This is a genomic window from Luteimonas sp. MC1750, from assembly GCF_016615955.1.
Lineage (GTDB): Bacteria > Pseudomonadota > Gammaproteobacteria > Xanthomonadales > Xanthomonadaceae > Luteimonas.
This window is the reverse complement of record NZ_CP067113.1, coordinates 2,629,063-2,652,287: the sequence shown is the minus strand read 5'-3', so window position 1 is coordinate 2,652,287 and position 23,225 is coordinate 2,629,063. Positions and strand designations below refer to the sequence as shown.

At 72.1% G+C, this 23,225-nt stretch carries 24 protein-coding genes and 1 tRNA gene; 18 read left to right on the top strand and 7 right to left on the bottom strand.

Annotation, left to right across the window (positions count from 1 at the left end):
• Positions 1-14 precede the first annotated feature (14 nt).
• The 6 genes from cueR to JGR68_RS12405 all read left to right on the top strand — a co-directional run bounded on the left by cueR (position 15) and on the right by JGR68_RS12405 (position 5,257).
• A complete protein-coding gene (gene cueR / locus JGR68_RS12430) occupies positions 15-428 on the top strand; it encodes a Cu(I)-responsive transcriptional regulator (protein ID WP_199362342.1) in 414 nt (137 codons plus the stop codon).
• A gap of 94 nt (positions 429-522) precedes the next feature.
• Positions 523-1,581 carry a tRNA dihydrouridine(20/20a) synthase DusA gene (gene dusA / locus JGR68_RS12425; RefSeq protein ID WP_199362341.1) on the top strand — a complete coding sequence of 353 codons (1,059 nt, stop codon included), beginning with the start codon at positions 523-525 and terminating at the stop codon, positions 1,579-1,581.
• The gene (locus JGR68_RS12420; RefSeq protein WP_234446518.1) at positions 1,568-2,500 is read left to right on the top strand and encodes an arginine deiminase-related protein; all 933 of its coding nucleotides are present in this window, start codon (positions 1,568-1,570) and stop codon (positions 2,498-2,500) included. The genes dusA and JGR68_RS12420 overlap by 14 nt, the downstream gene beginning before the upstream one ends.
• Before the next feature lie 166 nt (positions 2,501-2,666).
• On the top strand, positions 2,667-3,038 hold the full coding sequence (locus tag JGR68_RS14155) for a hypothetical protein (protein WP_343224986.1): 372 nt from the start codon (positions 2,667-2,669) through the stop codon (positions 3,036-3,038).
• Between the two features lie 67 nt (positions 3,039-3,105).
• Positions 3,106-3,792, top strand: coding sequence for a response regulator transcription factor (locus JGR68_RS12410; RefSeq protein ID WP_199362340.1), 687 nt, complete (start codon positions 3,106-3,108; stop codon positions 3,790-3,792).
• A 43-nt stretch (positions 3,793-3,835) separates the two neighbouring features.
• Entirely contained in the window at positions 3,836-5,257 is a 1,422-nt protein-coding gene (locus JGR68_RS12405; protein ID WP_234446517.1) for a sensor histidine kinase, read from the top strand.
• Between the two features lie 22 nt (positions 5,258-5,279).
• Here JGR68_RS12405 and JGR68_RS12400 read toward each other — a convergent pair whose 3' ends face one another.
• Positions 5,280-6,086: a M90 family metallopeptidase gene (locus JGR68_RS12400; RefSeq protein ID WP_199362647.1), complete on the bottom strand. Its 807-nt coding sequence runs from the start codon at positions 6,084-6,086 to the stop codon at positions 5,280-5,282.
• A complete protein-coding gene (locus JGR68_RS12395; protein ID WP_199362683.1) occupies positions 6,053-6,319 on the bottom strand; it encodes a hypothetical protein in 267 nt (88 codons plus the stop codon). The genes JGR68_RS12400 and JGR68_RS12395 overlap by 34 nt, the downstream gene beginning before the upstream one ends.
• Before the next feature lie 148 nt (positions 6,320-6,467).
• Here JGR68_RS12395 and birA point away from each other — a divergent pair, with 148 nt between their 5' ends.
• The 10 genes from birA to JGR68_RS12350 all read left to right on the top strand — a co-directional run bounded on the left by birA (position 6,468) and on the right by JGR68_RS12350 (position 13,453).
• Positions 6,468-7,463, top strand: coding sequence for a bifunctional biotin--[acetyl-CoA-carboxylase] ligase/biotin operon repressor BirA (birA, locus tag JGR68_RS12390; protein WP_199362646.1), 996 nt, complete (start codon positions 6,468-6,470; stop codon positions 7,461-7,463).
• Complete coding sequence (locus JGR68_RS12385) at positions 7,460-8,200, top strand: type III pantothenate kinase (protein WP_199362339.1); 741 nt, start codon at positions 7,460-7,462, stop codon at positions 8,198-8,200. Before birA ends, JGR68_RS12385 begins: the two co-directional genes overlap by 4 nt.
• 9 nt (positions 8,201-8,209) lie before the next feature.
• The gene (locus JGR68_RS12380; RefSeq protein ID WP_199362338.1) at positions 8,210-9,073 is read left to right on the top strand and encodes an SPOR domain-containing protein; all 864 of its coding nucleotides are present in this window, start codon (positions 8,210-8,212) and stop codon (positions 9,071-9,073) included.
• 27 nt (positions 9,074-9,100) lie between these two features.
• Positions 9,101-9,176 (top strand) — tRNA-Thr (locus tag JGR68_RS12375).
• A gap of 26 nt (positions 9,177-9,202) precedes the next feature.
• Positions 9,203-10,123, top strand: a complete 921-nt coding sequence (gene rocF / locus JGR68_RS12370; RefSeq protein WP_199362337.1) for an arginase — start codon at positions 9,203-9,205, stop codon at positions 10,121-10,123.
• A 135-nt stretch (positions 10,124-10,258) separates the two neighbouring features.
• Positions 10,259-10,414 carry an entericidin A/B family lipoprotein gene (locus JGR68_RS12365; RefSeq protein WP_199362336.1) on the top strand — a complete coding sequence of 52 codons (156 nt, stop codon included), beginning with the start codon at positions 10,259-10,261 and terminating at the stop codon, positions 10,412-10,414.
• 125 nt (positions 10,415-10,539) lie between these two features.
• Complete coding sequence (locus tag JGR68_RS12360; RefSeq protein ID WP_199362335.1) at positions 10,540-10,740, top strand: CsbD family protein; 201 nt, start codon at positions 10,540-10,542, stop codon at positions 10,738-10,740.
• 123 nt (positions 10,741-10,863) lie between these two features.
• Positions 10,864-12,189: a tryptophan--tRNA ligase gene (locus JGR68_RS12355; RefSeq protein WP_199362334.1), complete on the top strand. Its 1,326-nt coding sequence runs from the start codon at positions 10,864-10,866 to the stop codon at positions 12,187-12,189.
• The gene (locus tag JGR68_RS14075; RefSeq protein ID WP_234446516.1) at positions 12,186-12,509 is read left to right on the top strand and encodes a hypothetical protein; all 324 of its coding nucleotides are present in this window, start codon (positions 12,186-12,188) and stop codon (positions 12,507-12,509) included. Before JGR68_RS12355 ends, JGR68_RS14075 begins: the two co-directional genes overlap by 4 nt.
• Positions 12,506-13,453, top strand: coding sequence for an MBL fold metallo-hydrolase (locus tag JGR68_RS12350; protein ID WP_234446515.1), 948 nt, complete (start codon positions 12,506-12,508; stop codon positions 13,451-13,453). Before JGR68_RS14075 ends, JGR68_RS12350 begins: the two co-directional genes overlap by 4 nt.
• Positions 13,454-13,483: 30 nt before the next feature.
• Here the strand turns inward: JGR68_RS12350 and JGR68_RS12345 are convergent, their stop codons facing one another.
• The 5 genes from JGR68_RS12345 to JGR68_RS12325 form a co-directional block, all read right to left on the bottom strand.
• Entirely contained in the window at positions 13,484-13,867 is a 384-nt protein-coding gene (locus tag JGR68_RS12345) for a VOC family protein (protein ID WP_199362332.1), read from the bottom strand.
• Positions 13,868-13,939: 72 nt separating this feature from the next.
• A complete protein-coding gene (locus JGR68_RS12340; RefSeq protein WP_199362331.1) occupies positions 13,940-15,430 on the bottom strand; it encodes a dihydrolipoamide acetyltransferase family protein in 1,491 nt (496 codons plus the stop codon).
• A gap of 144 nt (positions 15,431-15,574) precedes the next feature.
• Entirely contained in the window at positions 15,575-16,582 is a 1,008-nt protein-coding gene (locus tag JGR68_RS12335; RefSeq protein ID WP_199362330.1) for an alpha-ketoacid dehydrogenase subunit beta, read from the bottom strand.
• Positions 16,579-17,652: a pyruvate dehydrogenase (acetyl-transferring) E1 component subunit alpha gene (gene pdhA, locus JGR68_RS12330; protein ID WP_199362329.1), complete on the bottom strand. Its 1,074-nt coding sequence runs from the start codon at positions 17,650-17,652 to the stop codon at positions 16,579-16,581. The genes JGR68_RS12335 and pdhA overlap by 4 nt, the downstream gene beginning before the upstream one ends.
• A 159-nt stretch (positions 17,653-17,811) precedes the next feature.
• A complete protein-coding gene (locus tag JGR68_RS12325) occupies positions 17,812-21,486 on the bottom strand; it encodes a Calx-beta domain-containing protein (protein ID WP_199362328.1) in 3,675 nt (1,224 codons plus the stop codon).
• A gap of 138 nt (positions 21,487-21,624) precedes the next feature.
• Between JGR68_RS12325 and JGR68_RS12320 the strand changes: the two genes are divergently transcribed.
• Together JGR68_RS12320 and JGR68_RS12315 are read left to right on the top strand one after the other, a co-directional pair.
• Positions 21,625-22,497 (top strand): tryptophan 2,3-dioxygenase family protein, encoded by an 873-nt coding sequence (locus JGR68_RS12320; RefSeq protein ID WP_199362327.1) that lies wholly within the window; start codon positions 21,625-21,627, stop codon positions 22,495-22,497.
• 6 nt (positions 22,498-22,503) lie between these two features.
• A complete protein-coding gene (locus tag JGR68_RS12315) occupies positions 22,504-23,190 on the top strand; it encodes an energy-coupling factor ABC transporter permease (protein ID WP_199362326.1) in 687 nt (228 codons plus the stop codon).
• The last annotated feature ends 35 nt before the right edge of the window (positions 23,191-23,225 follow it).

The following is a 23,225-nucleotide window of genomic DNA, read 5'->3' as shown; positions in this document are numbered from 1 at the left end:
GGGGCGCGGCGCGCGTGAACATCGGAGAGGCCGCACGTGCGTCCGGGGTGTCGGCGAAGATGATCCGCTACTACGAGGAGGCCGGGCTGGTTCCGCCGGCCGCGCGCAGCGCCGCGGGCTATCGCCTGTATGGCGATGCCGACGTGCACCGCCTGCGCTTCATCCGCCGGGCGCGCGACCTCGGGTTCGCGGTCGCCGAGATCGGCGGGCTGCTGGGGCTGTGGAGCGATCGCTCGCGCCGCAGCGCCGACGTCAAGCGGCTCGCGCAGGCGCATATCGCGGACCTCGAGGACCGCATCGCCCGGCTGCGGCAGATGGCGGACACCCTGCAGACCCTGGCCGATGGCTGCGCCGGCGACCACCGGCCGGACTGCCCGATCCTCGAGGGCTTGGAAGCGGACGCGGCCGGGGAACCCGGCGACGCGTGAACGTGGCCGGGTGGGGCCCTGCAGGCGGGCAGGGCGGCGTGTACCCTGTCGGCCCTGCGCGGCGCCTCCCGACCCTGCCAGCGCGGTGACCGGTATGACGACGACAGCCCCCCCCGACCTCGACGCAGCGGCAGCCCCGGACGCAGCCGGCCCGCGCCGCGACAGTGCGCGCTACGCGGCGTCCATCCGCCTCTCGGTCGCCCCGATGATGGATTGGACCGACTCGCACTGCCGTGTCTTCCACCGCCTGCTGGCGCCGAACGCGCGGTTGTATACCGAGATGGTGCACGCCAATGCGGTCATCCATGGCGATCGCGCCAAGCTGCTGGCGCTGGATCCGGTGGAGCATCCGGTGGCGCTGCAGCTCGGCGGCAGCGAGCCGGCGCTGCTGGCCCAGGCCGCGCGCATCGGTGCCGATCACGGTTTCGACGAGATCAACCTCAACGTCGGCTGCCCATCCGACCGGGTGCAGGCCGGGCGCTTCGGTGCCTGCCTGATGCGCGAGCCGGCGCTGGTCGCCGAGAGCGTGGCGGCGATGCGCACGGCCTGCGACGTGCCGGTGACGGTGAAGTGCCGGCTGGGCGTGGACGACGACCACGAGTACGCGCGTTTCCTCGCCTTCATCGATACGGTCGCCGCGGCGGGCTGCCGCCTGTTCGTGGTGCATGCACGCAACGCCTGGCTGAAGGGCCTGTCGCCGAAGGAGAACCGCGAGGTCCCGCCGCTGCGCTACGACTGGGCCTACGCGCTGAAGCGCGAGCGACCGGGGCTGGCGGTGGTGGTCAACGGCGGTATCGCGGATGCGGCGGAAGCCACCGCGCACCTGGACCACGTCGACGGGGCCATGCTGGGGCGCGCCGCCTACCACGACCCCTGGCTGCTGCATCGGCTGGACGCGGCCTGGTACGGCGGTGCGGTGTCCACGCGCGCCGACATGCTGCGGGCCATGCGCCCCTACGTGGAAGCGCGGCTGGCGCGGGGCGCCCAGCTGAAGCACATCAGCCGCCACTGGCTCGGCCTGTTCCAGGGCGAACGCGGCGGCCGCGCGTTCCGCCAGGTGCTGAGCGAGGGTGCGCACCGTCCCGGCGCCGACTGGTCGCTGGTGGAACGCGCGATCGCGATGACCGCCGGTGGCGGCCGTGCTGTCGCCTGACATGGCGTCGCTGACCCGCAACCCCGCCGCCTTCCTCGCCTTCGCCCGCGGCTGCCCGCCGGACTTCGGTCCGGCGACCGCGCGCGCCGCCTTCCTGGTCGCGCCCGATGGCTTCGGCCGCGCCGACGAGTCGGCCAGCGACAACCGTTACATGGCCGAGGCCGACGGCTTCGACGCCGCGCGCGCATCGGCCCAGCACCGCGAGCTGCAGCGCGCGCTGGCGACGGTGCTGCCGACGCTGTGCTTTCCCGGCGATCCGCTGGCGCCCGATGGGCTGTTCCCCAACAACGTCTTCGCCACCGCGCCCGGCGCACTGGTGGTCGGGCGCATGCGCCACCCGGTGCGCCAGCGCGAGGCGCTGCGCGCCGACATCCGCGGATTCTTCGGCGATCTCATGGGCCACGCCGTGCGCGACCTGTCGCAGCAGCCGCATGCCTGCGAACTCACCGGCGCCCTGGTCATCGATCGCGCACGCGGCCTGGGTCTGTGCGGGCTGTCCGAGCGCTGCGACGCCGAAGGGGCGCGCCTGATGCACGAGGCCCTGGGCCTGCGCGCGACCCTGATGTTCGACCTCGCCCCCGGCGAGTACCACACCAACGTCGTGCTCGCGGTGCTCGCCGGGCGTGCGGCGCTCATCTGCCCGGCGGGCTTCGCCGATCCGGCCGTACCTGACACCATCGCCGCGCTGTATGCGCCACACGCGATCCTGCTGTCGGAGGCGGAGCAGGCGGCCTTCGCCGGCAACGCCATCGCGCTCTCGCCGGACCTGGCCTGGATGAGCGAGCGCGCCGCGCAGGCGCTCTCCGCCGCGAGCCGGTGCGGACTCGCGCAGGCGGCTTTCGCGCTGCGCGACGTCGCCCTGGATGCGATCGAGGCGGCGGGAGGCTCGCTGCGCTGCTGCGTCGCCGAGATCTACTGACGGCGTCGCAAACGCGCCGCGCGCCTGTCGAACGTGAACAGGGGCGGACCGCCTCCGGAAAAGTTAAGGGGTAATTCACCGCCTGCTTCCGAGAATCACTGCATCGCTGCGGTGCGCCACGCTGCCCGCGCCCGTAACTTTCTGTATTCTTTCGGAAATGCCGCACATGACCGTCAGTCGTCCGCTTCCGCTGCTGTGCCTGCTCGCCACGCTTGCCGTGGCCGGCACCGCGCATGGCGATGACGGCCGACCCTCGCGGCGCGGCCAGGCGCAGCCGCCGCGCGCCGAGGCGCCGATCCCCGGCCTGCCGCCGCCGGCCCAGCGCAGCGCGCGCCGCGATGCGCTGTCGGATTCAGTGCGCCGGGTGCAGAGCCGCACCGGTGGCCAGGTGCTGAGCGCCGAGCGCGTGCCGTTCGACGGTCGCGACATCAACCGGGTGAAGGTGGTCGACGATCGCGGTCGCGTGCGCGTGTACATGGACGACCCGGACGCCCGTCCGCGTCGTGCGGCACGCCCTACACGCGGCGACGACGACTGAATGCGCACCCTGAGGCAACCTCTTCGCTGCGGCGGCCCAGCCACGCGGCGGCACACCGGAGACACCGATGCGCATCCTGCTTGTTGAAGACGAAGCCCCCCTGCGCGAGACCCTGGCCGCGCGCCTGAAGCGCGAGGGCTACGCCGTCGATGCCGCCCAGGACGGGGAAGAGGGCCTGTACATGGGCCGCGAAGTGCCGTTCGACGTCGGCATCATCGACCTCGGGCTGCCAAAGATGTCGGGCATGGAGCTGATCAAGGCCCTGCGCGACGAGGGCAAGCAGTTCCCGGTGCTGATCCTCACCGCCCGCTCGAGCTGGCAGGACAAGGTCGACGGCCTGAAGCAGGGCGCCGACGACTACCTGGTCAAGCCCTTCCACGTCGAGGAGCTGCTGGCGCGCATCAACGCGCTGGTGCGCCGTGCCGCGGGCTGGAGCAAGCCGACGCTGGAGTGCGGTGCGGTGGTCCTCGACCTCGCCGCGCAGACGGTGAGCGTCAACGGCGCCAACGTCGACCTGACCAGCTACGAGTACAAGGTGCTCGAGTACCTGATGATGCACGCCGGCGAGCTGGTCTCGAAGGCCGATCTCACCGAACACATCTACCAGCAGGACTTCGACCGCGACTCCAACGTGCTCGAGGTCTTCATCGGCCGCCTGCGCAAGAAGCTGGATCCGGACGGCACCCTGAAGCCGATCGAGACCGTGCGCGGTCGCGGCTACCGCTTCGCGATCCCGCGCAGCAACGAGGGTTGAGGCCGGCGGGGCGCCACGGCGCCCGGCATGGATCGGAGGCGGCGTGGGGCAGGCGCGCAAGGATCGGAGACTCGCGTGGCGGCCGCGTTCGCTGCAGGCGCGCCAGCTGCTGGCCGCGAGCCTGGGGCTGGTCGCGTTCCTGGCGGCGGCGGGCTACGCGCTCGACCGGGCCTTCGTCGATGTCGCCAGCGAGCTGCAGCGCGACCGCCTGCGCAGCTACGCGACCTCCTATGCCCGCGACATCGAGTTCGACCGCGCCGGCAACCTGATTCCCCCGTACACCCAGCCTGACGAACGCTTCGAGCGGCCCGGCAGCGGCCTGTACGCCCTGGTCGTGCTGCCCAACGGCACCTGGTCGTCGGAGTCGACCAGCGGGCCGCAGCTGCCGGACGCGGAGCTGCTCGAGGGCGGGGTCGAGAAGTTCGAGGGGCCGCTGCCGATGACCCGCGCCGACGAGACCTATGGCGAGGTGCTGCGCTACGGCAAGGGCTTCATCTGGGACCTCGAACAGCGCCCCGAGGCCGAGTTCCCGTACACCATCTACATCATGGAAGACGCCGGCCTGCTGCCACAGCAGGTGCGCGTGTTCCGCGCCGCGCTGTGGGGCTACCTCGGCATCGCCGGCATGGTCCTGCTGCTGCTGCAGGCGCTGGTGCTGCGGTGGAGCCTGCGCCCGCTGCGGCGCGTGGTGGCCGAGCTCAACAAGGTCCAGCGCGGCCAGGCCGAACGCATGAGCGAGCTGCATCCGCGCGAGCTGGAGCCGCTGACCGAGAGCATCAACGCGCTGGTGGAGAGCGAGCGCCAGAACCTCGAGCACCAGCGCAACACCATGGCCGACCTCGCGCACAGCCTGAAGACGCCGCTGGCGGTGCTGCGCACGCGCCTGGACGGCGACGCCAGCGAAGCCGAGCTGCGCGCCGACGTCGCCGACCAGGTGCGGCGCATGAACGAGCTGGTGAGCTACCAGCTGAGCCGCGGCGCGTCGGGCGGACACCAGCTGTTCGCGGCGCCGGTGGAGATCGAGCCCTATGCGGAGGCGATCGTGCGCGGGCTGGAGAAGATCTATGCCGGTAAGGGCGCGGTCTGCGAGTTCGAGATCGATCCGGCCGCGCGCTTCCATGGCGAGCCGGGCGACCTGCAGGAGCTGCTCGGCAACCTGCTGGAGAACGCCTTCAAATGGGCACGCGGGCGCGTGCTGCTGACCGTGCAGCCCGGCGCCAGCGCGCCGCGCCGGCGGCCGGGCCTGCTGGTCGCGGTGGACGACGATGGCCCCGGCATCCCGCCCGAGCGCATCGCGCACGTGCTGCAGCGCGGCGTGCGCGGCGACGAGCGCGTCCAGGGCCACGGCATCGGCCTGTCGATCGTGCAGGACATCGTGCGCAGCTACCGCGGCGAGCTGGAGGTGTCGGCCGCGCCCGAGCTGGGTGGTGCGCGCTTCCTGGTGCGGCTGCCGCCGGGGCTCTGAGCCCGCCCGGTCGCGCGTGCGCTCAGGCGCTGGCGAAGGGCGGCGTGCCGTACAGCCGGCGGAGGTGTCCGGCGACCGCCGGCAGTTCTCGCGCCAGCAGGGCCGGGTCGCTGAAGTGGTATTCGCTGCAGACCGCGAAGAATTCCTCGGGCGCCTCGGCCGCGTAGGGATCGATGCGCGTGTGCAGGCCGCGGTCGACGCGCCCGGCGAAGCCGTCATAGGCCTGCTGGAAGTCGCGCGCCCATTCGCGCTGCCAGTCGCGCGGCAGCGGCGGGGTGCCGTCGAGCACGCCGTCCAGCGCATCGAGCTTGTGCACCATCTCGTGCACGGCCACGCAGCAGCCGTCGCGCGGGCTGGCCAGGTCGGCGCTGACGTCGGCCCAGGACAGCACCAGTGGGCCGTGCTCCCAGGCCTCGCCGGCCAGGTCGTCCTCCCACTCGTGCACCACTCCGGCCGCATCGACGTGGCTGCGGTCGACCCGGAACGCGTCGGGATAGACCAGCAGCTGCGACCAGCCATGCAGGCCTTCGGCGCCGAATTCGAGGAGCGGCAGGCAGCACAGCGCGGCGAGCGTGGTGCGGGCGGCGTCGTCGAGCACCAGTCCGGCGATGGGGGTGATGGTCTTGTCGCGCAGGAAGCGCGCGGCGAGCACGCGCAGCCGTTCGGCGCGCGCGTCATCCAGTGCAGCGACCCAGGGGACGGTGGCCTGCACCGTCTGCCAGTGGCGGGGATCGATGTCGGCGGGCGGGCGCCGGAACAGGCGCCTGATCACCCTATTGACCAGCACGCCGTCGCCTAGCGGAACATTCCCGGCAGGAAGCTGTGCCAGCGCGCCGGGCGCGAGGCGTCGGCGTCCGAGCCGGTGCCGCGCGGGATCGCCGGCTTGTCCGACTCGGGGCGCCTGGCGGCACGGACCGGGTCGACGTCGGGCCCGGTGCTGGCGGGGTAGTCGGTCGAGCACGCCGAACCGTCGCCACCCGGGCCGGACATGCGCGCCTCGCGGGCCTCCGAAGGGAGGGCCAGGGACAGCAGCGTCAGGACGAGAAGGGCGCGGACGGACATGGCAGAGGCCTGTTCGGTAACCGGGTCAACCTCCGGATCATACATGCATGCGGGCCGCTGCAAGGGGGCCGGCCGTCGACGCGCGGGCCGGTGTGATAATCCGGGCATGCCGACGCCAGACGACGCCACCACCGCCCGCGCGCCCGAACTGGTGGAAAAAGCCCTGCTGCGGCGCCTGGCCGGAGGCCCGGTGTCGGGCGACGTACTCGCCCGCGAGGCCGGACTGACCCGGGCGGCGATGTGGAAGCGGATCGAGGCGCTGCGCTCGGCCGGGATCGCGATCGCCGCGCGTCCCGGACGGGGCTATGCCCTGGAGGCGCCGGTGGACCTCCTCGAGGCGGGCGCGATCGCGGACCTGCTGCCCGACGGGGTCCGCGCCGCGATCCATGGACCGGACGTCGCCTGGACGATCGATTCCACCAGCAGCGAACTGCTGCGCCGGCGCACGCCGCCGACCGGCGTGGAGGTGCTGCTGGCGGAGCGCCAGACCGGCGGCCGCGGCCGGCTGGGCCGCGCCTGGGCCTCGCCCCTCGCCGCCAACCTGTACCTGTCGCTGGCCCGGGCCTTCGACGGCGGGCTGGCGCGGCTGGGCGGCCTGGGCCTGGTGGCCGGCGTGGCGGCGGCCGAGACCCTGCATGCCCTGGGCTACGACGCGGTCCGGCTGAAGTGGCCGAACGACCTCGTTGTCGTCGAGCCCCTGACCGGTGGGCTGCGCAAGCTCGGCGGCCTGCTGGTGGAGGGCGGCGGGGAACATGCCGGTCCGGTCCGCGCGGTGGTCGGGTTGGGCCTGAACGTGCGCATGCCGGCGACGGTGGCCGCCGCCATCGACCAGCCCTGGTGCGATCTTGCGGCGCTTGGCCCGGCCGCGCCGTCGCGCAACGCGCTCGCGGCGGCCCTGGTGGTCGGCCTGGTGCCGGCACTGGCGCAGTTCGACCGGGAAGGCCTCGCGCCCTTCCTGTCGCGCTACGCCGCGCTGGACGCGCTTGCCGGTCGCCCGGTGGAGGTGCGCGCCGGAAGCACCGTGCAGGCGGGCATCGCGCTGGGGCTCGCGCCCGACGGGGCGCTGCGCGTGGCGGTCGATGGCGTGGAGCGTCATGTCCATGCGGGCGAAGCGAGCCTGCGCGTGCGCGGGGCAGCGGCATGAGCGACTGGGCCTTCGATCTCGGCAACACGCGGCTGAAGCTGGCACCGCTGGACGCGGGCGGGGCGGGTGACGTCGCGGCGTTCGCGCACGACGGCCGCAACCTCGACCCGGCCTGGGCCGCGCACCTGCCACCGCGGATCGAAGTGGCCTGGGTCGCCAGCGTCGGCCCGGCCGCACTGCGCGCCGCCTTGCTGCAGGTGCTGGTGCCGCGCGCGAGGCGGGTGGTCGAAGTGCGCGTCGAGCGCGAGATGGCCGACGTGCGCATCGGCTACGAGGATCCGTCCCGCCTCGGCGTCGACCGCGCGCTGGCGATGGTCGGCGCGCGCGGGCGCATCCCCGGCTGGGTGCTGGTGGTAGGCGTGGGCACCGCGTTGACCGTCGACCTGGTCGATGCGGATGGGCGGCACCTGGGCGGCTGCATCGCGCCATCGCCGACGCTGATGCGCGAGGCGCTGCATGCGCGTGCGCCGCAGCTGCCGCTGGATGGCGGGACCGCGACGCACTTCGCGACCGACACCGTCGATGCGCTGGCGGCGGGCTGCCTGGGTGCGGCGCTCGGCCTGGTCGAGCGCAGCCGCGAACAGGCGCGGCAACTGGCCGGTACGTCGCCGTCGATCGTGGTGCATGGCGGCGGCGCCGCGGCGCTGCTGCCCGGGCTTGCCCGGGCCGTGCACCTGCCGTCGCTGGTCATGGACGGCCTCGCGCGGCTGGCACGCCAGCCGGCAGGCCCGGGCTAGAATCCGGGCATGCCTGCACGCGCCCTGCTTGTCCTGCTGGTCATGCTCAACTTCGGAGTCGCCACCTGGTGGGTGCTGCGGCCAGGCCCCCTGCCGCCGACGCCCTGGGCCCCCGCGGAAGGCGTGCCCACGCTGCGGCTGCCGGGCGAGCCCGTGCGCGACGGCGATGACGCCGCGTCGGGGTCGGCCGCTGCTGGCGGCGCGGGAGATGTCGCCGCTGCGGTCGGCTCGACTGGCAGCGGGGTCGCGCCGCCGGAACCCGCGTCCGGAGCCGACGGAACCATCGCGGCCGCGGGAACGGATTTGCGCGACGCCGCGATCGCCGATGCCGGCGCGAGCGGCGCGACTGGCGCCTCGAACCCCGCGGCAACGACGCCCCAGCTTCCGCCCGAATCGCCCCTGCGCTGCATGAGCTTCGGTCCCTATGCCGACGCCGCGTCGGTGGCCGCCGCGCGCGGCGCGCTGCAGCCGCTGGGTGCGACGCGCACGCGCGTGCGCGACGTCATCGATGCGCCGCGTGGCTGGCGCGTGACCATGGCGGCGCAGGCCGACCGCGCCGCGGCCGATGCGCTGGCCGCGAAGATCCGCGCGGCGGGCTTCGACGACCTGCTGGTGGTCCCGTCGGGGGACGAGGCCAACGCCATCGCCCTCGGGCGCTATGGCAGCGAGCCCGCCGCGCGCCGCCGCGAGTCCACGCTGCGCGCCGCGGGCTTCCCCGCCCGCGCGCAGCCGCTGGGCGAGGCCACGACGCGCTACTGGCTCGATCTGGCCGCGGGTCCGGCCTTCGATGCGGCCGCCGCGCGCGCCGCGGCCGGTGCGTCCGACGCCCGTACGATCGATTGCGCCGGCGTGGTCGCGGCCGCGGCGCGCTAGAATGCCGCGCGCCCTCGTGGCGCATGTGCCGGCATAGCTCAGCTGGTAGAGCAACCGCCTTGTAAGCGGTAGGTCGTCCGTTCGATTCGGACTGCCGGCACCATCTTTCCGTGCCCGCTGGAGTTCCGCATGCTGAAGCCGCAGCCCGTGTCCGTCTATGGAGTGCCCACCGACGTGGGTGCCGGCACGCGCGGCGCATCGATGGGGCCCGAAGCGTTGCGCGTCGCCGGCCTGGTCGAGGCGCTGGCGGCGCGCGGGATTGACGTGGTCGATCGCGGCGACGTCGGCGGGCCGCGCAATCCCTGGACCCGGCCGGACGGCGGATACCGCCACCTCGACGAGGTCGTGGCCTGGAACCGCGCGGTGATGGAGATGTCCGCGGCCGAACTCGCGGCCGGCCGCATGCCGGTGATGCTCGGCGGCGACCACAGCCTGGCGATGGGCTCGATCACCGCGGTGGCCCGCCACTGCCGCGCGCGCGGCAAGCGCCTGCGCGTGCTCTGGATCGACGCCCACGCCGATTTCAACACCTCGGCGATCACACCGTCGGGCAATGTCCACGGCATGCCGGTCGCCTGCCTGTGCGGACTCGGCCCGGACGTCCTGGTCAACCTGGGCGGGGAAGGGCCGATGCTCGCGCCGTCCGACGTGCGCCAGATCGGCATCCGCTCGGTGGATCCGGAGGAAAAGCGCCTGGTGCGCGAGCACGGCCTCGACATCTACGACATGCGCTACATCGACGAGGTCGGCATGAAGCAGGTGATGGAAGAGGCGCTGGCCGGCCTCGACGGCGACACCCACCTGCATGTCAGCTTCGACGTCGACGTGCTCGATCCGACCATCGCGCCGGGCACCGGGACGCGCGTGCCCGGTGGCCTCGACTATCGCGAGGCCCAGCTGATGATGGAGATGATCGCCGACGCGGGCGGCGCCGACTCGCTCGACGTGGTCGAAGTGAACCCGGCGCTGGACACGCGCAACCGCACCGCGCGCCTCGCGGTCGACCTGGTCGAGAGCCTGTTCGGCAAGTCGACGCTGATGCGCGACTGAATCCGGGACTGAACGGTCGCGCGAGCCCGGCCACGCGCGTGGCCGGCGTCAACGCGGATTTCACCTCGTGCTGCGTTTCATGTCCCTGACCGGGGCGGCTGCCGCCTGCGGCACCCTGCAAAGAAGGAGATCCACATGAAGCGTATTGCGATCCTGATGATGGTTTCGATGTTCTCGATCGGCATGCTCAGCGCCTGCAACACCGTCAAGGGCGCGGGCAAGGACGTGCAGAAGGTCGGCGAGAAGGTCGAAGGCGCGGCCGACGACACCGGTGCCACCGATCCGCGCTGAACGCACGTTGCCAAGGTGAAGGCCGGCGAACGGAATCTTGACCTGGTGGTGATGCGGGTTTCGGCACTGTGGGGGCGTACCGCAGCGATGCGGTCACTTTCCCCAAGAAGATCGAGGAGCAGCGCATGAACAAGGACATCATTTCCGGCAAGTGGAGCCAGCTCAAGGGCAAGGCCCAGGCACGCTGGGGCGACCTCACCGACGACGTGTTCGACGTCGCCGAGGGCAACGGCGAATACCTGTCGGGCAAGCTGCAGGAAAAGTACGGCTGGGAGCGCGACCGCGCCGACCGCGAGGTCCGTGACTTCGAGAAGACCCTCGGCTGATCCATCGCCCGCGTCACCCGAAGGGCCGGCACATGCCGGCCCTTTTCTGTTGTGGCGGGCCGCCCGGGGCAGCGCGGGCCGCGGGATAGAATGGGCGTCAGTCCACTGGCGTCCCGTTTCCGTATGAGCCTGCGCGTCCTCACCGGCATCAAGCCCACCGGCGTTCCCCATCTCGGCAACTATGTCGGCGCGATCCGTCCGGCGGTCGCGGCCGCGTCGGCGGCCGGCACCGAGAGCTTCTTCTTCCTCGCCGACTACCACGCGCTGATCAGCACCCAGGATCCGCTGCGCGTGCAGCGCTCGACGCTGGAGATCGCGGCGAGCTGGATCGCCTGCGGGCTGGATCCGGACACGGTGGCGTTCTATCGCCAGTCCGATGTCCCCGAGACCACCGAGCTGACCTGGCTGCTGACCTGCGTCGCCGGCAAGGGCCTGCTCAACCGCGCGCATGCCTACAAGGCGGCGGTCGACCGCAACCGCGCCGAAGGCGTGGACGACGACGCCGGGGTGACCGCGGGGCTGTACATGTATCCGGTGCTGATGGCCGCCGACATCCTGCTGTTCAACGCCCACCGCGTCCCGGTCGGCCGCGACCAGGTCCAGCACATCGAGATGGCGCGTGACTTCGCGCAGCGCTTCAACCACATCTACGGCGAGCACTTCACCCTGCCGGAGGCGCTGGTGGAGGAGCAGGTCGCGACGCTGCCCGGCCTCGACGGCCGCAAGATGTCCAAGAGCTACGACAACGTGATCCCGCTGTTCGCGCCGCGCGACGAGCTGCGCCGGCTGGTGTTCTCGATCGTCACCGATTCGCGCGCGCCGGGCGAGCCGAAGGAGACCGCGGGCTCGGCCCTGTTCCAGCTCTATCAGGCCTTTGCCGATCGCGACGAGGCCGAAGCCATGCGCGCCGCCTTCGCCGGGGGCATCGCCTGGGGCGAGGCCAAGGCCCGGCTGTTCGAACGCATCGATGCCGAGCTGGCGCCGCTGCGCGAGCGTTACCAGGCCCTGGTCGCCGACCCCGCGGGACTCGAGCGGCTGCTGCGCAGGGGTGGCGAGCGCCTGCGCGACGAGCAGGCACGGCCCTTCCTGGCGCGCCTGCGCGACGCGGTGGGGCTGCGCGACCTGTCGCTGGCAACGCGCGTCGAGGCCGGCGTGGCCGACGCATCGAAGCCCGCCCTGCCGGTGTTCAAGCAGTACCGCGAAGCCGACGGCCGCTTCCACTTCAAGCTCGTCGACGGCGACCGTCTGCTGCTGCAGGGCGACGGCTTCGCGTCGCCGCGCGATGCCGGGCGCATCGTCGGCCTGCTGAAGTCGGGCGCCGCGGCGCCGCGCGTGGACGCGAACCGGCGCATGTGGCTGGACGATGCCGCGGTCGGCGCGGTGGCCGAGGGCGTGGACGTCGACGACGTGCTGGGCGCGCTGGAGCGCTTCGCGGGTGAGGGCGGATGAACCCCCTGCTCGAGGCCAACCTCACCCTGATCCTGTTCCTGCCCTGGTTCCTGATCCTGGCGACGCTGTTCTGGTTCTGGCCGCGCGAGCCACGCGGCGCCGCGCGCCGGCTCTACGACGTCGTGGCGCTGCTGCTGTCGCTGGCCGCCTTCGTGGCCAGCCTGTACTGGGTGCAGGACATCGCCGATCCCGCGCATGGCCGGATGTGGAAGCACATCCTGGCGACCGCGCTCGGCTACGGAGTCTTCCTGGGCGCGCTGCTGGTCGCGGTGCTGGTGCGCGCGCTGCTGTTCGGCCGGCGGCGGACGCCGGTGGCGTGAGCGGCGACGTCATCCTCGTCGATACCGGCTTCGGCGATCGCCCGGCGTTCTGCGCCGCATGGCTGGTGGTCGAGCAGGGGCGCGCCGCCTTCATCGACTGCGGCACCCTGCACAGCGTGCCTCGCATGCTGGCCGCGCTGGACGCCGCCGGCGTTGCGCACGACGCGGTCGATTACGTCATCGCCACCCACGTGCACCTCGACCACGCCGGTGGCGCCGGCGCGCTGCTGCGCGAGCTGCCAACGGCCACCCTGGTGGTACATCCGCGCGGCGCGCCGCACCTGGTCGATCCGGCCAGGCTCACTGCCAGCGCACGCCAGGTCTACGGCGATGCGCTGTTCGAGCGGTCCTACGGCAGCCTGGTGCCGGCGCCTGCGGAGCGCGTGCGCGCCGCGGCGGACGGCGAGGTCGTCGAACTCGCCGGCCGTCCGCTCCTGCTGGCGCACACGCCCGGGCATGCGTTGCACCACCTCTCGGTCTGGGACGAACGCAGCCGCGCCTGGTTCACCGGAGACGCCTTCGGGATCTCGTACCGCGAGTTCGACGTCGGCGGGCGGCCGTTCGCGATCCCCACCACCTCGCCGGTGCAGTTCGACCCGCTGCAGATGAAGGATTCGATCCGGCGGCTGCTGGCGACCCGACCGCTGGCCTGCCACCTGACCCACTTCGGCACCGTGGCCGGCGATGTGCAGCGCGTCGGGCTGCGCCTGGTCGAGCAGGTCGACGCGATGGTCGCGCTGGCGCAGTTCCTGGCCGATGCGCCCGACCGGCATGCGGCGCTGGTGCGCGCGCTGACCCGGCTTTACGTCGACCGCGCGCGCATCCACGGCGTGGCGGATCCGGAGCGGCGGGTGCCGGAACTGCTGGAAATGGACATCGAGCTCAACGCGCAGGGACTGGCGGTGTGGCTCGACCGGCAAGGCCGGCGCGCCACACCCCTGTAGGAGCGGCCACGGCCGCGATCCGGACTTGGGTCATTCCCACCGGTTGACGTGCGGCCCGAAGGGCTCACGCTGCTGCCGCACCACGCAGAACCGGTGGCCGCTGGGCGCCTCCATCACCCACCAGGTGTGGACCTTGCGAACGCGCTTCGCGCCCAGGCGCTCCAGCCGGCCGGCCTCGGCCTCGACGTCGTCGGTTTCGATGTCGAGGTGGATGCGGCTGCCGTGGTCGACCTTCTGCAGCAGCAGGACCGGCTCGTCCGAGTCCGTCGACAGCCGCGCATAGCGGCCATCGCCGTCCTCGTCGGCAGCCGCCACCGGCTTGCCGAGCGCCTGGCTCCAGAATTCCACGTGTGGCGCGAGGTCCTCGACGTGGCAGTCGAGGACGAAGGTCGACAGGCGGCTGCGGTGGGCCATGTCAGGCTCCGGGGCGGGGTGTCCGATCCTCCGCCCGGGCCGGTGGCGGCGGCAAGTGCCGCCGCGGGTGCCTCAGTTCGGCAGCGCCAGGTCGTCGAGGATCGCCTTGAGGAAGCGCGCGGCCTCGCCGCCGGTGGCGGCGCGGTGGTCGAAGGTCAGCGAGATCGGCATGCGGCGGTGCATCTCGATGCCACCGATCACCGCGACCACGTCCTGGCTCAGCTTGCCCGCGCCGACGATGGCCACGCACGGCGGCACCACGACCGGGGTCGCGTAGCGGCCGGCGAACATGCCGAAGTTGGACAGGCTGATGGTGTAGCCCGACAGCTCGCTGGCCGGGATGCTGCGATCCTCGACCTGGGCGCGCAGGCGCTGGATGCCGGTGCGGATGCCGGCCGCGTCGAGCACGTCGGCGTTGCGCAGCGCCGGGACGAACAGGCCGTCGTCGGTGTCCACGGCGATGCCGATGTCGACCTGCGGGTGCAGGGTGCGGGTCAGGTTCTGGCCGTCGAACCAGGCATTGAGCGCCGGCACGGTTTTCGCTGCGGTGCAGATGGCGCGGATCAGGCGCGCGGTGATGTCCTGCTTGCCGGACCAGGCGTGCAGGTCGGCGTCGTCGACCAGGGTGGTCGGCACCACCTGCGCGTGGGCTGCGGCCATGACCCGGGCCATGTTGCGGCGCACGCCCTTGAGCTGCTCCGGCTGGCCGCTGGCGGTGACGCCTGGCGGCTGGGTGCGCATCGGCTTGCCGGAGGCCGAGAGCGCGGTGCGCTCGGAGGCGGCGCGGCTTGCAGCGGCTCCTCCTGTAGGAGCGGCCATGGCCGCGATCGGTGCTGCGGGGATCGCGGCTGTAGCCGCTCCCACAGCGCCAGCGCCAGCGCCGGAGCCGGAGCGGCCGGCACCGCCACCGCCACCGCCACCGCCGGCACCGATCGCGGCGCTGCCGTCGGCGGCCGCACGCTTCACGTCGGCCATGGTCACCGTGCCATCGGTGCCGGTGCCGCGCACGCGGCTCAGGTCGACCTTGAGCTTGCGCGCCTGCGCGCGGACGGCGGGCACCGCGCGCACGCCACCCACGGCCACGGCCTGTTCGCTGCGCACGGCGTCGGAGGACTGCATCGCGCCGACCACGGTGCCGCTGTCGGCGCGCTCGCCGCTCGCGGCGGCCTGCGGTGCCGGTTCGCCGGATTCCTCGATCGCGCCGCCTTCGTCCGAGGCGACCACGCGGTCGTCCGGCGCGGGATCCTGGCTGCCGACGCCGTGTCCGCCACCGTGGTGGTGGCCCGTGTCCTGGCCTTCGGCACGCTGCGGCAGGCTCGGGTCGATCTCGAATTCGGCCAGCATCGCGCCGGTGATCACGACGTCGCCCGCGGCGCCGGCCAGCTTCAGCACCTTGCCCGAGACCGGCGAGGGCACCTCGACCACGGCCTTGGCGGTTTCCATCGACACCAGGTTCTCGTCCAGGCGCACGGTGTCGCCCACGTTGACGAACCATTCGACGATGGTCGCGTCGGGCAGGCCCTCGCCGAGGTCGGGGAGGTGGAAGGTCTTCTTGTCGGCCATGGTGTCCTCGGGAATCCGGTGCTCGTGGGAGCGGTTGTGCCTGGCGCGGTCGCGCTGCCTGTTCGGTGTCGCGGACCGCCGTGCTTGATGGTGCAGGGCGCGGCCCGCGGGCCGCGCCGTGACGCGTGCGGAAGTGGTGCGGGCTCAGCCCGCCGCCATCGCCCGCTTCGCCGCGGCGACGATCTTGTCGACGCTCGGCAGGTACTTCATTTCCAGCCGGAACAGCGGGATGTGGGTGTCGTAGCCGGTGACGCGCTCGACCGGTGCCAGCAGGTCGTAGATGCATTCCTCGGCCAGGCGCGCGGCGATCTCGCCGCCGAAGCCCGCGGTCTTGGGCGCCTCGTGCACGATCACGCAGCGGCCCGTCTTGGCGACCGACTCGGCGATCGTGGCGAAGTCCAGCGGCTTCAGCGTGGCGACGTCGATCACCTCGGCGCTGATGCCGTCCTTCGCCAGCGCCTCGGCGGCCTCCAGCGTCTCCTTCACCTGCGCACCCCAGGTCACCAGGGTCAGGTCGGTGCCGTCGCGCAGCACGAAGCACACGTCCAGCGGCAGCGCCTCGCCGTCGTCCGGCACCACTTCCTTGTACTGGCGGTAGATGCGCTTGGGCTCGAAGAAGATCACCGGATCCTCTTCGCGGATCGCGGCCAGCAGCAGGCCGTAGGCACGCGCGGGCGACGAGGGCAGCACGACGCGCAGGCCCGGGACGTTGGTGAACAGCGCCTCGTTGGCCTCGGAGTGGTGCTCGGGCGCGCGGATGCCGCCGCCCCACGGCACCCGCAGCACCATCGGGCAGGTGAGCCGGCCGCGCGTGCGGTAACGGAAGCGCGCGGCGTGGCAGATGATGTGGTCGAGCATGGGATAGACGAAGCCGTCGAACTGGGCCTCGGCCACCGGGCGCATGCCCTGCGCGGCCATGCCGACGGTCAGGCCGGCGATGGTGGTCTCGTCCAGCGGGGTGTCGATCACGCGCTGGTCGCCGAACTCGGCATGCAGGCCCGCGGTGGCGCGGAACACGCCGCCGTTGACGCCGACGTCCTCGCCCAGCACCACGACCGAGGCGTCGTTGCGCATCTCGTAGGCGAGCGCCTGGGTAACGGCTTCGATCAGGGTGATCGCGGCCGGTGCCGCGTCCTTCGCAACGGCGCTCACGAACGCTTCTCCAGGGCGATGGCGGCGGCGCGCTGCTCGAGCAGGTCGGCCGGCGGATCGGCGTAGAGGTAGTCGAACATGGCTTCCACGGGCTGCACCTTGCTCTCCAGGTAGGCGTTGATTTCGACGTCGACCATCTGGCCGCATTCCTCGATCCAGGCCTTTTCCTGCGCCTCGTCCCACGCGCCCTGGGCGGTGAGCCAGGTGCGCAGGCGGGTCATCGGGTCGCGGGTCCAGCCGTCCTTGACCTCGGCCTCGTCGCGGTAGCGGCGGGCGTCGTCGGCGGTGGTGTGGTCATGCAGGCGATAGGTCATGAACTCGATCACGCTGCCGCCGCCGCCCGAGCGCGCGCGCTCCATGGCGCGGCGCATGCCCTCGAGCACGGCGAACAGGTCGTTGCCGTCCACCTGCAGGCAGTGCAGGCCACCGGCCAGGCCCTTCTGCGCCAGGGTCTTCGCCCCGGTCTGGGCCTTGCGCGGCACCGAGATCGCCCAGCCGTTGTTGATGATGCACTGGATGAAGGGCAGCGCATACGCGCCGGCCGAGTTGATCGCGGCGTAGGTGTCGGTCTTGGACGAGCCGCCGTCGCCGCAGCAGGTCACGGCCACGCGGTCCTCGCCGCGAAGCTTGAACGCGAGCGCGGAGCCCGCCGCGTGCAGGCACTGGGTCGAGATCGGCACGCACCACGGGAAGTCGTGCTTCGGGCCGGAGAAGTCGTTGCCGCGCTCGTCGCCGCCCCAGTACATCAGCACCTCGCGCGGCTTCACCCCGCGCATGAACTGCGCGCCGTACTCGCGGTAGCTGGGCGCGAACACGTCCTCGGGGCGCATCGAGGCGCCGATGCCGACGTGGGTCGCCTCGTGCCCGAGGCACGCGGCGTAGGTGCCGAGCTTGCCGGTGCGCTGCAGGGCGATGGCCTTGGCGTCGAAGGTGCGCACCAGCAGCATCTGCCTGAACAGCGGCAGGATGTCGGCGGCCGTGGGTGCCTCGGGCGGCAGCTCGGCCACCAGGGTGCCATCCGGGCCAAGGTACTGGAGGTATTCGATCTCGAAGCTAGCGGCAACGCTCATGCGGTCACGTGCTCGGTCATCCACGGGAGCCGGACATGATACCCGCAGGGTGCACAGGGGTCTTTGCGCGCTGCGGCAAGCGATGCCCCACGGCCAGAGGCGCGTGGCGCCCGCCGGAGCCACGGCCGCGGCCATGGCTCCTGGCGGGCCGGCGCTCGATCAGCGCACCATCCGCACGTCGAGCTCGCGGGAGTCGTTCGCCGGGACCGGGTCGGTCGAGGACGACGAGGTGCCGGCCGAGACCCGGAACTGCGGCGGCATCATCCGCGTGGACCCGTCGACGAGGAGTTGGAAAACCGCTGCAGACGGATACATGATTCCGGGTTCGGTCGTGCAGGTGGCGGCGAAGCGCTGACCAGGCGCACGGGCGCATGACCAGCCTTCCGGCGTGACGACGGTGACCCGTGCGGCGGTCAGCGTCGCCGCCAGGTGCACGTTCGGATCGATGGCGGGCGACGGTCCGCTGTTGGAAAGGAGCACGGAGTAGCGCAGCTGCTGGCCGTTGCGCCTGTACTCGGGGAATCCGTTGAGGGTGATTCTGAGGTCGGCGACCGCATCCACCGAGATGCTGGCCGAGTCGCCGTCGTTGGCCGGATCCGGATCCCGGGTCTGCGAGGTGGCGGCGGCGCTGAGCGTGACGCTGGCGCCGTCGGCCGCCAGCGGTGCGTTCGCCGAGGCGGTGAACGCGGCGGCCGACGCGCTGGCCAGGGCGTCCGCGGTGCACGCGGCGGTGGTCTCTCCGGCCGCTACGGTGGGGGCGTCGCAGACCCATCCGGAGGGCGCGGTGATCTGCAGGTCGGGCAGCGCCGCGTCCAGCGCGAAGCCGATGCCGGGAAACCGCGCGGCGTCGGGGCCGGCGTTGCTGGCGGTGACCTGCCACGTCATCCGGCCGGCCACCGGCACCGCTGTCTGCGGCGCGGTCACGACGGCCCGCATGTCGGCGAACGCCAGGGCGGGCAGTCGCAACATCAGCACCGACGGATCATGGTCGGACAGCCGCGCGGCGCTGCCGGCATCGTTGCGCGCGGTTTCCGGGAAGTCGGCGTTGAGGCGCGCATGGCTGATGGCCCAGGACTCGACCAGCGGCGAGGCGAGCGTCGCCTGGTTCACCAGGATGTGGTCGAGCGACTGCGCGTTGTTCTCGAACACGAACGAATAGCGCTCCGCGGGGTCCATCAGCCAGGTCGCGTTGACCAGGTCGGGTTCGACCAGGTCGATGCCGTCGCCGTTCACCGCGGTGGTGGCGTCGGCCGAGGGCATGCCGGTCACGGTGCCCATCACGTCGGCGTGGCCGTCGTTGAACTCGAAGGCGTTGAAGTCGCCGAGCACGACCAGGTTGCGCTCCGGGTCGTCGGCCTGCAGGCCCTGCAGCAGGTCGGCCAGGAACTCCGCCTGCAGCTGGCGCTTGCGCCGCACGCGGTCGCCCAGCGTGCCGGTGCCGGCCGGGTCCTCGCTGTTCACGTCATTGAGCGAGCGCTGATGCACGGCGACCACGGTCACCGGCAAGGCCCGCCCGTCGGCGAAGTTCACCACCGCGTCCAGCACCAGCGGCGGGCGGTCGTTGAGCAGGCTGGACTCGCCGGTGCCCTCGTAGGTCCAGGTCGCGTCCTTGCCCACCTGTTCCACCGACAGCACGTCGACGCGAGGGAGCGTCGCGCCGATGTCGCCGGCCTTGACCAGGAAGCCGACGTCGATGCCGCCGACGTCGTTGCCCTCGGCCAGGTAGGCCACGTAGCCCGGGTCGGGCCCGCCCAGCGCCACCGCGTCGGCATTGATCCTGCCGGCCAGGGCCTGCAGGGCGCCCAGGTTCTCGACCTCGCTGACGCCGATGATGTCGGGCGAATGCATGTAGGCGCGGATGCCGAGCGACGCCTTGTTGAGCCGGGCCGCGAATGCGTCGGCGGTGAGCACCGGCTCGCTGATCACGGGGTCGTTCACCGTGTCGAAGAAGCGCTGCAGGTTGTAGGTCGCGAAGCTGGCGTGGTCCGAGCCCGGCAGCACCGCGCCGCGCGGCTGGTCGAGTCCGTCGCATGCGATCGCAAGCTCAGCCTCGGGATAGACCGTGTAGCGGCGGAAGGTGTAGTCCAGCGGCCCGGTCAGCGTGTCGCCGGTCAGGATGCAGCCCGCGGCCACATCGGCCTGCGGCGCGCCGATGGTGTCGCTGTCGACCGCGATCACCTCGGAATTGAAATCCCAGCGCGGGATGGCGGTGGCGGTGGTGCCGCTGGGGTCCGGATCGGGCACCTGGATGCCCGGCTCGCGCAGCGGCCGCGCCAGGCCGGCGGCGACCACGGCGAACTGGCCGTTGCCGGTCGAGGTGGCACTGGACTCGTTGGTGAAACCGCGGGTCGGCGCGACCACGTGCGCGTCGGGCACGGTCACGCGCATGCCTTCGAAGCGCTCGAGCTGGTCGAGCCCGCCGTCGGGCGAGGCGCGCTGGGCATCGATCACCACCGGAGCCGGCAGCGCGTGGCCGGTGGAGAGCTGCGCTACGGTGGCGAAGCCGAGTTCGGTCATCGGCAGCTGGTGCGGATCGGCCGCCGGGATGTACTCGAGCACCGTGCCCTGCACGCGCACCCGATGCCCGACGGTTGCCTCCGGGCCGGGGGCGCCGGCGGTGAACACGAACAGGCCTTCGGACGTGGCCTCGTCGCCGTCGTCCTGGCCGTCCGGCGTCTGCATGAAGAAGCCGTTGGACTTGCGCGCAGTGACGATGCCGGTGGTGACCACCACCTGGTCCACCAGCGGCGAGGTCGCGCCCGGCCCCTGGATCGCGGAGATCGGCACGATGACGAAGTCGTCGTTGATGATCGTGCCGGTGCCCGCCAGGGTGCCGCCGAGCGCCCCGTTGATGTTCGACAGCACGAGCCCGAAGGTTTCTTCGGGCTCGACCACGGTGTCGCCGATCACGCTCACCGACAGGGTCACCGACATGTCGCCTTCGGCGATGTTGGCCGTGCCGCTCTTCGCGACGTAGTCCGCGCCAGCCAGCGCGGTGTCGTCCACGGTGGCGTAGTTGAAGCTGACCCCGCCGGGTCCGGCCGGCTGGCTCAGCGAGACCTGGAAGAACATCTCGGTGGGTCCGGAATCACCCTCGGCCACGCTGCCGTTTCCGATGCCGATGACCGGGACCGGTCCGCCGCCGCCGCCGGCCACCACGCGGATGTCGTCGATGCCGATCCATTCGTCGCTGCCCACGGCGTCCGCGGTCATGACCCGCAGCTCGACCAGGGCCTGGTTGTCGACCGCCGCGGGCAGGGTCACCGAGACCGGCGTGTCCTTGGTGAGCGACGGGCCGGCGCTGGCGTCGGCGACGAACGCCTCCGGCACGTTGACGAAGTCGCCGCTCCCGCCGACGCGGTACTGCAGAGATACCGGCTGCACCGAGTTGTCGGCGTTGCTGTCCAGGTCGCGCAGCAGGTAGGACACCTGGATAGCGCTCGCGCCGCGCGTGTCGAGGTGGATCCGGATGTACGGCGCGCGGGCGGTGCCGCTGCCCTGGAACGCGACGACCGGGTTGGCGACCTGGAACTCCGCCACGCCGCCGGTGTTGTTGGTGTTCGGGTTGGCCTGGTTGGCGATGACGTTGACCACGCCGGGCGCGTCGGGCGCGAGGATCGTTTGCGGATTGGCGCCGGTGCCGCTGGCCAGGCCGTCGCCGCGGAAGCCGATGATACCGGGCACGCCCGACCAGTCGTTGTTGGCCGTGATCAGCGCGGTGTCGCTCCAGTCCTGCGCGAACGGCAGTGTCTGCGGCGAGGAGTCGGCCTGCGCCCCGCCGATGGCGGCGGACAGGGCAAGGGCGAGCGCCAGGCGGCGCGGAGTCGGTTGCATGGCGTGTGGTCCCCTGGAAGATGTGGCGCGGCCCCCGCCGCGGCTTCGGGATTGTGCACCAGCCATGCGGCAGCGGGGTGACACCCGGCCAGGCGGGCGGAGGGCGGCCCGTGCCCGCCCTGCGTTACCCTTCCGCGCATGAGCATCGACCAGAACGAGCGCGCGCTGGAAGCCGGCATCCACACTGAGCTGTCGGGCCGCATGACCTATGGCGGCTACCTGCAGCTGGACCGGCTGCTGTCGGCGCAGCAGCCGGTGTCGGACCCCCCGCACCATGACGAGATGCTGTTCATCATCCAGCACCAGGTCTCGGAGCTGTGGCTGAAGCTGCTGGTGCACGAGCTGCAGGCGGCGGTCGGCCACCTGCGCGAGGGGCGGCTCGATCCCTGCCAGAAGATCTTCGCGCGCTGCAAGGCGGTGCTGCGCCAGCTGACCGCCATGTGGTCGGTGCTGGAAACGCTCACGCCCTCCGAGTACGCCGAGTTCCGCCAGTTGCTCGGGCCCTCGTCGGGCTTCCAGTCGGCGCAGTACCGCACCGTCGAGTTCCTGCTCGGCAACAAGAACGCCGGGATGCTCAAGGTGTTCGCCCACGACCCCGAGGCCCAGGCCATGCTGCGCGGCGCGCTGGAAGCGCCGAGCCTGTACGACCAGGCCCTGCGCTACCTGGCGCGCAGCGGCCACCCGGTGCCGGCGCGGCATCTCGAGCGCGACTGGACCCGCCCGCACGTGATGGATCCGGAGCTGGTGCCGGTGTTCGAGCGCATCTACGGCGAAACCTCGGGGCACTGGGAGGCCTACCACCTCTGCGAGGACCTGGTCGACCTGGAGACCGAGTTCCAGCTCTGGCGCTTCCGCCACATGCGCACGGTGATGCGCATCATCGGCTTCAAGCGCGGTACCGGCGGCTCCAGCGGCGTGGGCTTCCTCAAGCAGGCGCTGGAGCTGACTTTCTTCCCGGAGCTGTTCGAGGTGCGCACGCGCATCGGCGGGGCACCGGGCAGCGCCTACTGAGTCGCCGTGGGCGCCGGCAACGGACTGCCGCCCGGGGCCACGTCCCTGGCCTGGGTGCTGGCGCTGGCCGTGCTGGCGCTCGTGAGCCGCGGCCTGCGGCTGGAGCGCTACCGCGGTGATGGCGCAGGCGAGGCCCGGCGCGTGTTGCTGGCCGCGACCGTGGCGGTCATGGCGCTGCGCTGGTTCAACACCTCGGCCTTGCAGGGCGTGGTCCTGCACTTCCTCGGCGCCACCATCGCCACGCTGATGTTCGGCGGGCGGGTCGCCTGCTGGATGATGGCGCTGGCAAGCCTGGCCGGCGTGCTGCTCGGCGCGGCCTGGCAGGGCAGCTGGCCGTTTGATTTCCTGCTCTCGGGCGCCCTGCCGGTCGCGGTCACCGTGGCGGTCGGCATGGCCGCGACACGCTGGGTGCCGCCGAACATCTTCACCTGGGTGATGGTCAACGCCTTCGCTGCCGCCGCGCTGGCGATGGCCGCCTCGTCGCTGGCCACGGCACTGTTCGCGGCCCTCATCAGCGGTCCCGAGGCGGTCTTCGGCGGCCCGGCCACGGCCTATCTCGCGGCCACGCCGCTGATGAGTTTCGGCGAGGCCTTCCTCACCGGCGGGGTCATGGTGCTGGTGGTGGTCTATCGGCCGCAGTGGTGCCCCGGCTTCGACGACCGCACCTACCTGGGGCCCGGGCGACCGATGTAGCGCCAGGCCCCGCGTAAAACCGCCTGATAGGATCC

What these genes read in the sequence shown, in the direction of transcription:
- dusA (WP_199362341.1), top strand. Translation starts at nt 523, where the DNA reads ATGACGACGACAGCCCCCCCCGACCTCGACGCAGCGGCAGCCCCGGAC.
- JGR68_RS14155 (WP_343224986.1), top strand. Translation starts at nt 2,667, where the DNA reads ATGACCGTCAGTCGTCCGCTTCCGCTGCTGTGCCTGCTCGCCACGCTT.
- JGR68_RS12410 (WP_199362340.1), top strand. Translation starts at nt 3,106, where the DNA reads ATGCGCATCCTGCTTGTTGAAGACGAAGCCCCCCTGCGCGAGACCCTG.
- JGR68_RS12395 (WP_199362683.1), bottom strand. Translation starts at nt 6,319, where the DNA reads ATGTCCGTCCGCGCCCTTCTCGTCCTGACGCTGCTGTCCCTGGCCCTC.
- JGR68_RS12385 (WP_199362339.1), top strand. Translation starts at nt 7,460, where the DNA reads ATGAGCGACTGGGCCTTCGATCTCGGCAACACGCGGCTGAAGCTGGCA.
- JGR68_RS12380 (WP_199362338.1), top strand. Translation starts at nt 8,210, where the DNA reads ATGCCTGCACGCGCCCTGCTTGTCCTGCTGGTCATGCTCAACTTCGGA.
- rocF (WP_199362337.1), top strand. Translation starts at nt 9,203, where the DNA reads ATGCTGAAGCCGCAGCCCGTGTCCGTCTATGGAGTGCCCACCGACGTG.
- JGR68_RS12365 (WP_199362336.1), top strand. Translation starts at nt 10,259, where the DNA reads ATGAAGCGTATTGCGATCCTGATGATGGTTTCGATGTTCTCGATCGGC.
- JGR68_RS12360 (WP_199362335.1), top strand. Translation starts at nt 10,540, where the DNA reads ATGAACAAGGACATCATTTCCGGCAAGTGGAGCCAGCTCAAGGGCAAG.
- JGR68_RS12355 (WP_199362334.1), top strand. Translation starts at nt 10,864, where the DNA reads ATGAGCCTGCGCGTCCTCACCGGCATCAAGCCCACCGGCGTTCCCCAT.
- JGR68_RS14075 (WP_234446516.1), top strand. Translation starts at nt 12,186, where the DNA reads ATGAACCCCCTGCTCGAGGCCAACCTCACCCTGATCCTGTTCCTGCCC.
- JGR68_RS12345 (WP_199362332.1), bottom strand. Translation starts at nt 13,867, where the DNA reads ATGGCCCACCGCAGCCGCCTGTCGACCTTCGTCCTCGACTGCCACGTC.
- JGR68_RS12340 (WP_199362331.1), bottom strand. Translation starts at nt 15,430, where the DNA reads ATGGCCGACAAGAAGACCTTCCACCTCCCCGACCTCGGCGAGGGCCTG.
- pdhA (WP_199362329.1), bottom strand. Translation starts at nt 17,652, where the DNA reads ATGAGCGTTGCCGCTAGCTTCGAGATCGAATACCTCCAGTACCTTGGC.
- JGR68_RS12325 (WP_199362328.1), bottom strand. Translation starts at nt 21,486, where the DNA reads ATGCAACCGACTCCGCGCCGCCTGGCGCTCGCCCTTGCCCTGTCCGCC.
- JGR68_RS12320 (WP_199362327.1), top strand. Translation starts at nt 21,625, where the DNA reads ATGAGCATCGACCAGAACGAGCGCGCGCTGGAAGCCGGCATCCACACT.